The organism is Flavobacterium sp. GNP010, from assembly GCF_056428945.1.
Map to the genome: position 1 here is coordinate 1 of NZ_JBWJVK010000020.1, position 13,413 is coordinate 13,413.

Sequence of the window (13,413 nt, forward strand, 5' to 3'; positions counted from 1 at the left end):
TTTATATTTGAATCAATAAAATATTTAATTCGAACAGCTGTCTAAAAAACATAGCGAAAAAGAACCCATTAATACAATGAAAATGGACACATACAACAAAGCTATGAGTGAGTCTCCAATCAATGATCTTCTGATTATGGACGGCAGTTTAATAAATTTTCAAAACCTGATTTCACAGGCCCCCGTTCTCATCACTATATTTCGAGGACCTAATTTTATAGTAGAATCCATCAACAATAAAGCGCTAGAAATTTGGGATAAAACACATGACGAAGTAATTGGCAAACCTCTTTTTGAATTGTCTCCTGAAACAGAAGATGATTTATTACAAATATTCAATAAAATATACACTACCGGTGAACCTTTTACAATAAACGAATATATGGTTCGAATTGTTAGAAAAGGAAAACTGGATACAGCTTATTTCAATGTGCTACATCAACCTTTACGAGATTTAAATAATACTATTTACGGAATTATATCCATAGGTACTGAAATAACTGAAGCTGTAAATACACGAAAACAAATTGAAGCCAGCGAAAAACGGTTTAGTAATATTCTTTCACAATCCTTAATTGCTATTGCCATTTTAAAAGGTCCGCAAATGATCGTAACATCTGCTAACCAGGCTATTATTGCTATTTGGGGAAAAGGAAATGATGTCATTGCTAAATCCTTACTTGAAATTTTGCCCGAAATAAAAGATCAAGTATTCCCAGCTTTATTAAAGCAAGTATATGAAACGGGAGAACATTTCGTAACCAATGAAATTAAATGTATCGTACATCGCAATGAAAAAGAGGAAGAATGTTATTTCAACTTAGTTTACCAACCGTACAGAGATGTTGATGATTCTATTACCGGCATCACAATCCTAGCTACCGAAATTACTGAATACGTGTTAGCTAAGAAACAGATTGAAGAAAATGAACAAGAACAAAAAAAATTAGCAAAACATTTCAAATTAGCAACTGACTCAGCCCAAGTTGGTATTTGGTCTCTAGACATAGCATCTTTAACGTTAGAATGGTCCACGATGCATAAAAAAATGTGGGGCTACGATGACCAGAAAGAAAACTTAACCTATTCGGACTGGCACAGCGTGATCGTTCCAGAAGATATAGAATTAGCTTTTCAAAAAATAGAAGAATCAAAGATTAACCATAACGTTTATGAAGTAGATTACCGAATAGCACGTGCTAATGACGGAGAAATTGTTTGGATCAAATCTACTGGTCACTATCACTATGATGAGTTTGGTATAGCCCATACACTTACAGGCGTTAGTATTGATATTTCAAAACAAAAGAAGATCGACGAAGAATTATCTCAAGCAATAATTAAAGCTAAAAATGCAACGGCAACTGCTGAACATGCCGTAATAGCAAAGCAACAGTTTTTATCCAATATGAGCCATGAAATCCGGACTCCTATGAATGCGATAATTGGCTTTACAAACGTTTTATTGAAAACAGATTTATCCGAAAAACAAACAGAGTGTTTAAAAGCAATACAATCCAGCGGCGATACACTTATTGTTCTCATTAATGACATTCTTGATTTAGCCAAAGTAGATGCAGGCAAAATGATTTTTGTTAATGAGCCATTCAAAGTATCGGAATTACTTACCGGTGTTGTTCGTTTATTTGAAACAAAAGTTCAAGAAAGCAACCTACAATTAATCACGGAATACGATGACAGGATTCCCGAAATTATTTTAGGTGATTCGGTTCGATTACATCAAATTCTAATCAATTTGCTGAGTAATGCAATTAAATTCACCTCTGAAGGCAACATTACGATTAATGTGAATGTAAAAAGTTCAACCAAACAGAAAATTACAATTGAGTTTAAAGTTTCTGATACAGGAATTGGAATTCCTGCTAATAAAATTGATTCTATTTTTGAAAATTTTGAACAAGCACACGTTATTTCCGCTAATCTATATGGAGGTACTGGACTTGGACTAGCAATTGTAAAGCAACTCGTAGAAAAACAAGGAGGAACCATTACTGTTGAAAGTAAAGTGGATGTAGGAACAACGTTTAGTTGTATATTAAATTTTCAAAAAAACACTGTTGACTCTATGCATAATCTTGAATTTGAAAAAATAAATCACGACATAACTAAAATTAAAAAAATTAAAGTGTTGGTAGTAGAAGATGTTAAACTCAATCAACTATTGTTACGAACCATACTTGACGATTATAATTTTGAATGGGAAATTGCAGACAATGGACAAATAGCTGTTGAAAAACTAGAAACAAATACCTATGATATTATTCTGATGGATTTGCAGATGCCCATTATGAACGGATTTGAAGCTACAAAACACATCCGCAATACAATGAATTTACAAATCCCGATTATCGCACTTACTGCCGATGTTACTACCGTTGATGTTGAAAAATGTAAATCCATTGGCATGAATGACTACATTTCAAAACCACTTGACGAAAAGCTATTGTATACTAAAATTTTGGATGTACTTAAATCTTAAAGACAATAAACGCGAATAACAGATATGGACTATCACTTTAGAAAAGCTGAATTATCTGAAATCACCCCCATTTGGGCCATTTTGAAAGATGCTATTGCCCGCCGAAAACAAGACGGAAGTACACAATGGCAAGACGGGTATCCCAATCCAGAAATAGTACAAAAAGATATTGAAAAAGGCCAAGGATTTATTTTAGTTTTAGGGGAAACTATCATTGGTTATTGTGCAATATTAATTAATGATGAACCTGCTTACAAAGCTATTGAGGGTAAATGGATCACTAATACTGATTTTGTAGTGGTACATCGTGTAGCTATTGCTACTAGTCATTTAGGCCAAGGTTACGCTAAAATGATTATGAAACACATAGAGAATTTTGCGATAAACAATACCATTTATAGTGTAAAAGCAGACACTAATTTTGACAACATCGCCATGATCAAAATATTTGAAAATTCAGGTTATGTGTATTGTGGCGAAGTTTATTTTAGAGGAAGTCCTAGAAAAGCATATGAGAAGGTATTACACAAACAAGACTGATTGAAATTGAAAAACCGCAAATTCGCAAATAAAAACAGTTAGTAACTGTTTCGTAATTTGCGAATTTGCGGTAAGCTCTCTTTAAAAAAAATCTTAAAATACAGCTTCTTCTTCAGGAGCCGCTTCAAATTCCATGTGATCTACTATTTCTGCAGCTACCTCTGGTTTTGATGCTTTTAGTGCATTAAATTTTTCTAACTGTTCCAGTTCCCCTTCTTCACCACTAAAATAAGGAAAAACATCCATAATAGGAGATTCAGAAACCGCTGGTATGGTATAATCACCCATTGTTCCTTTCATTACACTGATGGTATTGTCATAGGCTTCCCTTACATCATTTGCTTGTATCAATAAGTACATGTTGGTCTTTCGCTCTTTACCGCTTTCTTCGTCATAGGCCAATAAAGAAACTTTGGATCTAAACCAACGATCTGCATTTTCAAAAGGATGAATCTCTGCATAATTAGCCACTTTTATATTCGTGATTTTAAATTCTTCACTAATATACGCCGACATTTCTTCATTGATCCTGCTTTCGGCTTCTGTGTAGGATAACGCGTCTACCAAGTACGGTTCTGTCGTAATCTTTTGTGCGCCAGTTTCATCTGTTTTTCTATATTTTACTTTACATTCGTACCAAGTTGTGCTCATTTCTATTTTTTTTAATGATTTCAAAGATATATTTTAGAGGTTAAAAAAAGCATCATTCCTAAAATAGATATTCACAATTTCAACTGCTGTTTAGTTTTGTTCTACACTTCAATCTAGCTCTAATTGTAACGTTAAAATTATGTTAAAAAAAAACTAAACAGTTGTTTAAATTAAACACTTGTTTAGTTTTGTTTTTGAAAAAATTAAGTTCCATTGAAAAGTAATTTTAACGATAAACAAATTCAAATCCTCGAAGTTGCAGAGACCCTTTTTGCAGAAAAAGGTTTTGAAGGCACCTCCATCAGAACAATAGCCAAAGTAGCTCAGATCAATGTGGCTATGGTATCGTATTACTTTGGATCGAAAGAACGATTACTGGAATCCTTAATTGTTTATAGAACTTCGGATCTTAAAAATCAATTGGAAAATTTACTTCAAGAAGACTTAGAACCAATCGAAAAAATCAACAAGCTTATTGAACTATACATCAATAGAATCAATAGCAACCGTGGTATTTATAGAATTTTACACTTTGAATTCACTTCTAAAAAAAGAGAACAAAATCTTCAAGCTTTTTCAGAATTAAGAAAAGGAAATTTAAAATCGTTGGAAACTATTATTGAGGAAGGTCAGAAAAAAGGTATTTTTAGGAAAGATGTTATTATACCACTGATAACACCCACTATTTTGGGCACTTTTTTTCATTTTCACATGAACAAACCCTTCTTTGAAAATTTATTAAACTTAAAAACCGAAGATTTATACAATAATTACATCAAAACAAATTTGACAAAGCATATTCAACAAACTATAAAAGCACTTCTAATTTATGAAAGTTAGTCCATTTATGCTCTTTGGAATTTTCTATATTGGAATTTCATCGGTAACAGCCCAAGAAAAAACAAGTTTAACATTGAACGAAGCCATTAATTTGGCCTGGACCAAAAGTAATGAGGTTACCTTGGCCAATACCAAAGTTAAAACGAAACAATACGAACTGCAATCCAAAAAAAACAATCAATATCCTGATTTAAAGCTTTCAGGTCAATACCAAAGATTGACTAATGCCGCTGTTGATTTTAAAATCAATCAAAATAATTCTGGCTCACAAGAACCGCAACCTATCGTCAATCAATTAATGATTGGACAATTGAATGCCAGTGTTCCTGTATTTTCTGGTTTCAAAATACAAAATAGTATCAAAGTTTATGAGAACTTATATGAGGCTGAAATGGCAACAGCAACTCAAACTAAGGAAGATATAGCATTGCGGGTTATTGACTATTACGCGGGTTTATACAAAGCTCAAAAAACAATTGAATTGTTAAAAGAAAATCAAAAAAGTGCACAACAACGCGTAACAGATTTTATAGAGTTAGAAAAAAACGGAATTATTCCTAGAAACGACCTTTTAAAGTCACAATTACAAGCTTCTAAAATCCAATTATCATTAGATGAAACAAACAATAACTTAAAAATCATCAACTTTTATTTGGTTACACTTTTAAAATTGAATCCAGAAACTAAATTGGAAATTCGGGAAAGTGATTTTGCTGATTTTCAAATGACTAATATCCCAACAAATGACTTACCAGCATTAGAAAATCGAAAAGATTTACTTGCAGTACGTTTCCAAGAAAAAGCAAGTGAGGCCAATATTAAAATAGCGAAAGGGGCATATTATCCTGCTATTGCAATTATTGGTGGCTATACAGCATTAGATTTGAGTAACGTAATTACCGTGCAAAATGCAATGAATATAGGCGTAGGCATTTCGTATGATTTAAGTGCTATACTAAAAAATGGAACGTTAGTAAAACTAGCCGAAAATAAGTTTATTGAAGCTCAAAACGCTGAGGCTATATTAACAGATTACATTAAAAGTCAGGTTCAAAAAGCAATTGAAGACTATGATTTAGCATTGAAACAAAATGTAGTTTATGGGCAAGCGGTAGAACAATCATCTGAAAACTACAGAATAATAAAAGATAAATATGATAATGGCCTTTCAGACACCAATGATCTTCTTGAGGCTGATGTAGAACAGTTGAGTTCTAAAATCAGTAAAGCATTAGCAAGAGCCAATACCATTCAAAAATACTACGAGTTACTATCGGTAACTGGACAATTATCTCAAATCTTTACTATTTCAAAAAAATAATCATACCTACCATGGAAAAGAAAAAAACAAATAAAAAATTTATAATTATCCTAGTAGCTTTGGTAGTTTTAGGTGCATCATACGGGACATACAAATACATGCATTCCCTAGCTCATGAAGAAACGGATGATGCGCAAATTGAAAAAAACATGAATCCTATTATTCCTAGAGTATCTGGATATGTAGATAAAGTGTACATTAAAGACAATGATTTTGTAAAAAAAGGAGATACTCTTTTTACAATTGACAAAAGAGATTACCAACTAAAAATTGAGGAAGCTAGTGCTGCAATGGTAGGAGCTGAAGGAAATTTTGAAGTTTCTAAAGCTGATATTGGTAGTGCTTTAGCGAGTATTTCTGTTTCTGATGCCAATGTGCAATCAGCAGGTGGCAATATTGAGTCTGCAAAAATTAGATTGGATCGTATTACCAGTGATTACAACAGATACAACAATTTGTATAAAAGCCATTCTATAACCAAACAACAGTACGAACAAGCACTGGCTGCTAAACTTGAGGCAGAAAGTCAAGTACGTGTTTTAGAGCAGCAACAAAGAGCAAGCGCGTTTCAAAAATCAGTTATTATTGCCAAATCAAAAGTTTCAGGTAAGCAAACCGAAGTTGCTGCGGCCAATATTAAAAGAGCAAAGGCGCAACTGGATGCCGCAAAATTAAATCTTACTTACACCGCTGTAACTGCTGCGATTGATGGTCAAGTTTCAAAAATTGATATTCAGCCAGGTCAATTAGTACAACCGGGACAGTCTTTATTTTATATCATCAATAATAAAGAAGCTTGGGTTATTGCTAATTTCAAAGAAACTCAATTGAACAAAATGGTTATTGGTCAAAAAGTAACCGTGAAAGTAGATGCCTATCCTGGTTACAACTTCCAAGGTTCAATTACCTCATTTTCTCCGGCTACAGGATCACGATTTTCATTACTTCCGCCTGATAATGCCACTGGAAATTTTGTAAAAACAATCCAAAGATTACCGGTTAAAATAAGTTTAAATACCACTAACGATCCCGAAAAAATAAAATTACTTCGCCCAGGTATGAATGTAGATGTAGATGTACATTTGAAATAAAAAACCTTTTTACAAGGTTCTAAAATGGCCAAAAAAGTAATGCCTTTTTTTAAAAAAATGATAGTTTACAATTAAGTATAAAATGGTACAAACAGGAGAAGATGATTTAGTAGAATATGGCTTTAGAAGAGTCATAATTACCATTACCGCCGTGCTTTGTGCTTTGCTTGAAATTGTAGATGTTACAATTGTAAATGTGGCATTAAACAATATGCGAGGTAGCCTTGGAGCATCATTAACTGATGTTGCTTGGGTTATAACGGCTTATGCCATTGCAAATGTGATTGTGATTCCTATGACGAGCTGGTTGTCACAACAGTTCGGGCGACGAAATTACTTTGCAGTTTCTATTATTATTTTTACCGTTGCTTCCTTTATGTGCGGTAACGCTAATAATATATGGGAACTAGTAGCCTTTAGATTCATTCAAGGTCTTGGTGGTGGTGCGTTACTCGTGACCGCACAAACCATAATTACAGAAAGTTATCCCGTTGCTAAAAGAGGAATGGCTCAGGCTATTTATGGTATGGGAGTGATTGTAGGCCCTACTCTTGGACCGCCATTAGGAGGTTATATTGTCGATCATTTTTCATGGCCGTATATTTTTTATATCAACATCCCAATTGGGATTATTGCCACATTACTAACACTTTCTTTTGTAAAAAGTCCAAAGTATGGAGATAAACTCAAGGCTAGCCAAGTCGATTGGTGGGGTATCTTTTTACTAACTGCCTTTATTGGTTCATTACAATATATTTTAGAACACGGACAACAAGATGACTGGTTCAATAACCTTACCATCATCATCTTAAGTGTGATAACAGTTTTTGGTTTAGTACTCTTTATTTGGAGAGAACTTACTTATGAGCATCCTATTGTAAACTTAAAAGTGCTAAAAGACACCAATTTAAGAGTAGGCACCATCATGTGTTTTATTCTTGGTTTCGGGTTGTATGGTTCTACTTTCATCATTCCTATCTACACACAATCCGTATTAGGGTGGAGCGCACTTGACGCTGGTTTATTATTGATCCCAAGTTCGATCACTACCGGAATTATGATGCCATTTATAGGCAAAATGATTCAACGTGGCGTACCGCAAGCCTATCTGGTTGCAGCTGGTTTTTTAACCTTTTTCTTTTTTACGTATTGGATGCAACTGGTTATTACGCCAGATTCTGGTGAAGAGCATTTATATTGGCCATTGATTTTAAGAGGAGTTGGACTCGGGCTATTATTTGTACCCATTTCTACACTATCATTATCAACTTTAAAAGGGAAGAGTATAGGCGAAGGAGCAGCATTTACCGGGATGATGCGCCAATTAGGTGGTTCTTTTGGTATTGCGATCATCACCACTTTTATCGCTCGATTCAATCAGGAACATCGTGTAAACCTAATTTCACATCTTAATTCAGCTTCTTTCGAAGTTCAAAAAACAGTACAACAGCTCAAATTGGGTTTCATGTCTAAAGGCTATACTGAAAACGAAGCCTTGGCCAAAGCATACAAAGCAATCGAATATAAAGTAATGGTGCAAAGCTCTGTATTGTCTTACATAGACATCTTTTTATATCTTGGAGCGTTATTCTTATTTTGCATACCTTTCATCCTTTTGATCAAAAAAGGAAAAAACAAAATCAATCCAGCTGATGCAATGCATTAACGATTAAACACAAAACGCCGTTATCAAATTGATAACGGCGTTTTGTGTATTTCTCTATAAAAGTTAACGAGTAAAAACCAAATTATTCCCTTTGGATAATGTAGCATCAAATTGATAACCATCATAGTTGAATCCTTTTAAATCATCTAAGGTTTGTGCATTTGTATCAATAATATAACGCACCATCATTCCTCTCGCCTTTTTGGCAAAAAAACTAATTATTTTTAATTTTCCATTTTTATAATCTTTGAATTCCGGAGTAATTACTGGGACTTTAAGAGCTTTGACATCAACTGCCGAAAAATATTCTGTACTGGCTAAATTGACAAATAACTCTCCTTCTTGCAACTCTTTATTTAAAGCTTTAGTAATTGTAGGTTTCCAATATTCATATAAATTTCTGCTTTCTCCAATGGGTAATTTTGTTCCCATTTCCAATCGGTACGCTTGTATTAAATCTAATGGTTTTAACAATCCGTACAAACCCGAAAGAATACGCAAACTATCTTGTAAAACTTGTATTTTTTTTTGAGGTAAAGAATAAGCATCTAAACCGATATAAACATCACCATCAAAAGTATAAACTGCTGGACGCGCGTTTGAGGCATTAAAAGGTATTTTCCAAACTTGATTTCGCTTCCAATTCAAATCGGCCAACTTATCTGAAATACTCATTAGATCTGATAAATCCGCAGGTTTTTTCTCCTTCAAAACTTTGTGAACTTCTCTTGATTCTTTTAAAAATAAGGGTTCTGTGCGCAAAGCAGTAGGCAACTCTTTTTCAAAATTCAACGACTTGGCTGGCGATAATACTATTTTCATACAGTTTGTGCTAAAAACACTTTTTATTAATTGTTTCAAAAGTACTAATTGAAATCAAGAAACCAAAAATCTTTAAATTGATTATTTAAATAGTGTTATAAAGGATTACCATGTGTAACCTAGTTTAATTGTGTATTTTTGATTCAAATGAAACCAAATAGTACCTCAAGATGAACCCAATCGAAATTAAAAAAGCGACAGTAGCGGATTTAGAAATGCTTCAAAAATTAAGTATTCAAACCTTTACAGAAACTTTTGCCGTTACTAATACTCCAGGAAATATTGCTAATTACATCGATAAAAGCTTCAATACTGAACAATTGATACGTGAATTAAACACTATTGAATCTCAGTTTTATATGGCCTTTTCAGAAACAATTCCTGTTGGTTATTTAAAAGTAAATTTTGGAGAAGCACAAACCGAAATCATAGAAGGAAATTCACTAGAAATCCATCGAATTTATGTTTTGCAAACTTTTCATGGCAAAAACGTAGGTCAATTGCTGCTTGACAAAGCTAAAAATATTGGTCAAACTAGTGGCGTTACTTCAATTTGGCTTGGAGTGTGGGAAGAAAATCATAGAGCACTTCGATTTTACACCAAAAATGGATTTGTAGTTTTTGGCAAACATGACTTTATAATGGGAACTGACAAACAAACCGATTTAATGATGCAACTTATCTTGTAAAAAAATCTAAACTACTATTATAACAACTGAACCTCAATCGATGAAAGTACATAGATTTCATTAGGCATAATTGATCTGCAAAGTTGGATGGTATTGTTTACCGCAGATTCGCAAATTATTCTAATTATACTCTTTTAAAATTTGTAAATCTGTGGTGTGTTTTTTTTAAAAGATAAAGTAGATGTATTGAAAGCGGATAGTTTTGAACTCTTCTTTCAGACACAAAAGTTTTACTTCAAAATTGTTCCTTAATTAAACCTCATGAAAACTCAATTTGGTTTATTTTTGTTGCAAATAGTATAAAAATCATGAAACAAGATGTTATAATTGTTGGAGCTGGATTAGCGGGATTGTCTGCTGCCGTTCACTTGCACCGTCAAGGCCGAAAAGTGTTACTTCTAGAAGCAACTGATCGTCCAGGCGGACGTATAAAAACCGATGCCTACGAAGGATATCTTTTGGATAGAGGATTTCAAGTGCTATTGACCGCCTATCCAGAAACTCAAACACTACTTAATTACACTGATTTAAACTTAAAAAAAATGCTTCCAGGAGCCACTGTGCTCTATGATGGTGGTATTTTTGAAATTGCAGATCCCTTCCGTAGACCATCGGCGGCATTTGCAACGCTTTTTGCTCCTGTAGGTACTTTAAAAGATAAAATTAATACCCTTTGGTTGAAAAACAGGTTGCAAAATTTAAGCATCGATGAAATTTTCGAACAACCAGAACAAACTACACAAAAGCAATTAACCGAATATGGTTTTAGTGCAAAAATGATTGCGCGCTTTTACCGACCATTTCTATCCGGGATATTCTTGGAAAATGATTTACTAACATCCCGACGTATGTTTGATTTTGTTATAAAAATGTTTTCTGATGGTGATGTTGCTGTTCCAGCATTAGGCATGGAGGAAATTCCAAAACAATTAGTCGCTATGCTTCCGCAAGGGAGTATTCAATGTCATACGAAAGTAACAGCTATTGATGGAAACAAGGTGACAACTGCGGATGGAAGCGTTTTTGAGGCCAACCAAATCCTTTTGGCAACGACCGCAAATACTCTTACTAGCCAGTTTTTGTCAAAGCAAAAAATGACTTCACATCAGGTCACCAATATCTATTTTGAAACCAATGAAGCACCTACAAAAAAAGCGGTGGTTCTATTAAATGCTTCTACCCAAAAGAAATGGGTCAATAATTTAACCGTTCTATCTAATGTTTCTGCAGCGTATGCTCCAAAAGGTAAAGTGCTTATATCGGTTTCTTTCAATGGAATTCCAACTGTTGATGACGCTACTTTGGCTGAAAATATGAAAGAAGAGTTGAAACAGTGGTATGGCGAAAAAGTAAATTCATGGAAAATGCTGAAAGCCTATCGAATTGAATATGCTTTGCCAACTCAAGAAAGTGTACGAAATACGATTGATACTTCCGAAATAAAAATATCAGATACGCTATTTATTTGTGGAGACAACTTGCTAAATGGTTCTATCAATGCTGCCCTAAAAACAGGAAGATTAGCCGCCCAAGCAATGATGAAATCTAAAATAAATTAAAGCCTATCAAACAAAAGCTATTTTTAAAATTAGAACAAGAAAAAAACAAAATAAACGTACTAAAAAAATCAACAACACCTTTTATAAAAATTAGTTTTTGAAATGCAATAAAGTAATCCAAATAAACTTTTTTATAAGTAGCCAAAACAGACAATGAAATTACTTATTTTTGTAAACTATTACCACCATAAAAAATAAGAATATTTTTTCATAAAGAGCTTCTTGATATCTATCAATTATACTTTTTTGAAAATGGCACACCTATTACTTTAGCTATAATAAAAAATATGAAATTAGTATATACCCTATTAGTTGCATTTGTCTTAAACACTGTTTATTCACAACCTACTGATGCCTATTTTGAAAAAATTAGAAATAATGAAGCGCAGTTAACTGCTTTTTTCTCCCAAATGCCAAAAGGAGGGGATTTACACCACCATTTTTCTGGATCTATTTACGCAGAGCCTTTATTGCAACATGCTATAAAAGAAGACTTTTACCTCAACACTGAGACAATGGATGTACGCAAAGTCAAAGAAAATTCAGAGAATTGGTCTTTATTTTCTTCGCTCAAAGCAAATGGTACTCTGAATATATTTAAACAAAAAATAATGCAAAAATGGTCTGTAAAGGACTATAATTATGTGGATTATCCATCAGATAAATTGTTTTTTGAATCTTTTATGAAGTTTGAACCGGCGATCAAAGGAAATTTTGGACAAGGATTATTGGAACTAAAAAATAGAGCCATTACAGAAAATGTAAGTTACATTGAAACTCAATTATCTACAATTCCAACAACGATGATTATAGATGATTTGACATCATTCAATATAAAGTTGCGAAAACTAGCTTTGGTAAAAAACGAAAAAGCAATCACTTCAACATTGGATTCTGTTTTCAATTCGTTACTAAAGAAAAATGCGGAGTCCTATGCTAAAGACTTCAATACTAATTTTATAACCAAGATGCACAATGATTTAAAAATTGATGACAAGCAATTTACCATGCGATACCAAAATTTTGTATTGCGTTTTATGGAACCGGTAGATTTGTTCAAGAATTTGGTAATTGCTTTTATATCGGCAAATAATAGTCCGCTAGTGGCGGGTGTTAATATTGTTTCTCCCGAAGATGGTGAAACGGCGATGAACGATTATTGGTTGCACATGCTGATGTTCAAATATTGTCATGCTCGCTATCCGAATGTGAAGTACGCGATGCATGCTGGAGAACTAACTCTTGGATTGGTATTACCCGAAGATTTAACGTGGCATATTGGCGCCGCTGTTTATACTGCAGGAGCCAATCGTATTGGGCACGGTGTAGACCTTGCATACGAGAAAGATTCCTATAATCTACTTCGTTACATGGAAAAAAACTCCATTCCTATCGAAATTAATTTAGTGAGTAACGAATTTATTTTAAAAGTAAAAGAAGACCGTCACCCATTTTCCTTGTATAAAGAATTTGGTGTTCCTATAGTTATCAGTACCGATGATGCAGGGATTTTGCGTACCAATATGACTGAACAATATGTTTTATTAGCCAAAAGATACAAAGACGTTTCCTACTCAGATATCAAGCAATTTGTATACAACAGTATTAATTACAGTTTTATTAAAGAAGATGCTGTGAAAAAGCAATTACTAATTGATTTAGACAAACGTTTTGTAGTATTTGAAAATCAATTTTCAAAAATGTAAAATTTACTTTTTCTTAAACAACGTACTG

General features: G+C 33.5%; 11 protein-coding genes. 9 read left to right on the forward strand and 2 right to left on the reverse strand.

All coding sequences use genetic code 11. The features are described 5' to 3' along the window. Positions 1-82: 82 nt before the first annotated feature. Both AC061C_RS09860 and AC061C_RS09865 read left to right on the forward strand, forming a co-directional pair. Positions 83-2,500: an ATP-binding protein gene (locus tag AC061C_RS09860; protein WP_478291031.1), complete on the forward strand. Its 2,418-nt coding sequence runs from the start codon at positions 83-85 to the stop codon at positions 2,498-2,500. A 24-nt stretch (positions 2,501-2,524) separates the two neighbouring features. Beyond that, entirely contained in the window at positions 2,525-3,040 is a 516-nt protein-coding gene (locus AC061C_RS09865) for a GNAT family N-acetyltransferase (RefSeq protein WP_478291032.1), read from the forward strand. A gap of 93 nt (positions 3,041-3,133) precedes the next feature. Here AC061C_RS09865 and AC061C_RS09870 read toward each other — a convergent pair whose 3' ends face one another. After that, entirely contained in the window at positions 3,134-3,691 is a 558-nt protein-coding gene (locus AC061C_RS09870; RefSeq protein WP_478291070.1) for a DUF4494 domain-containing protein, read from the reverse strand. Between the two features lie 213 nt (positions 3,692-3,904). Between AC061C_RS09870 and AC061C_RS09875 the strand changes: the two genes are divergently transcribed. The 4 genes from AC061C_RS09875 (at position 3,905) to AC061C_RS09890 (ending at position 8,609) form a co-directional block, all read left to right on the forward strand. After that, on the forward strand, positions 3,905-4,531 hold the full coding sequence (locus tag AC061C_RS09875; protein WP_309758311.1) for a TetR/AcrR family transcriptional regulator: 627 nt from the start codon (positions 3,905-3,907) through the stop codon (positions 4,529-4,531). Continuing rightward, entirely contained in the window at positions 4,521-5,852 is a 1,332-nt protein-coding gene (locus AC061C_RS09880) for a TolC family protein (RefSeq protein ID WP_478291033.1), read from the forward strand. The genes AC061C_RS09875 and AC061C_RS09880 overlap by 11 nt, the downstream gene beginning before the upstream one ends. A gap of 11 nt (positions 5,853-5,863) precedes the next feature. After that, on the forward strand, positions 5,864-6,943 hold the full coding sequence (locus tag AC061C_RS09885; RefSeq protein WP_417946863.1) for an HlyD family secretion protein: 1,080 nt from the start codon (positions 5,864-5,866) through the stop codon (positions 6,941-6,943). An 82-nt stretch (positions 6,944-7,025) separates the two neighbouring features. After that, the gene (locus tag AC061C_RS09890) at positions 7,026-8,609 is read left to right on the forward strand and encodes a DHA2 family efflux MFS transporter permease subunit (RefSeq protein ID WP_478291034.1); all 1,584 of its coding nucleotides are present in this window, start codon (positions 7,026-7,028) and stop codon (positions 8,607-8,609) included. 63 nt (positions 8,610-8,672) lie between these two features. On the opposite strand, the gene yaaA is transcribed toward AC061C_RS09890, so the two are convergent. After that, positions 8,673-9,431, reverse strand: coding sequence for a peroxide stress protein YaaA (gene yaaA / locus AC061C_RS09895; protein WP_478291035.1), 759 nt, complete (start codon positions 9,429-9,431; stop codon positions 8,673-8,675). A 170-nt stretch (positions 9,432-9,601) separates the two neighbouring features. Between yaaA and AC061C_RS09900 the strand changes: the two genes are divergently transcribed. From AC061C_RS09900 to AC061C_RS09910, 3 genes are all read left to right on the forward strand, one after another. Then, entirely contained in the window at positions 9,602-10,120 is a 519-nt protein-coding gene (locus AC061C_RS09900) for a GNAT family N-acetyltransferase (RefSeq protein ID WP_478291036.1), read from the forward strand. Positions 10,121-10,425: 305 nt separating this feature from the next. Then, entirely contained in the window at positions 10,426-11,679 is a 1,254-nt protein-coding gene (locus AC061C_RS09905; RefSeq protein ID WP_478291071.1) for an NAD(P)/FAD-dependent oxidoreductase, read from the forward strand. A gap of 287 nt (positions 11,680-11,966) precedes the next feature. After that, on the forward strand, positions 11,967-13,385 hold the full coding sequence (locus tag AC061C_RS09910) for an amidohydrolase family protein (RefSeq protein WP_478291037.1): 1,419 nt from the start codon (positions 11,967-11,969) through the stop codon (positions 13,383-13,385). Positions 13,386-13,413: the final 28 nt, after the last annotated feature.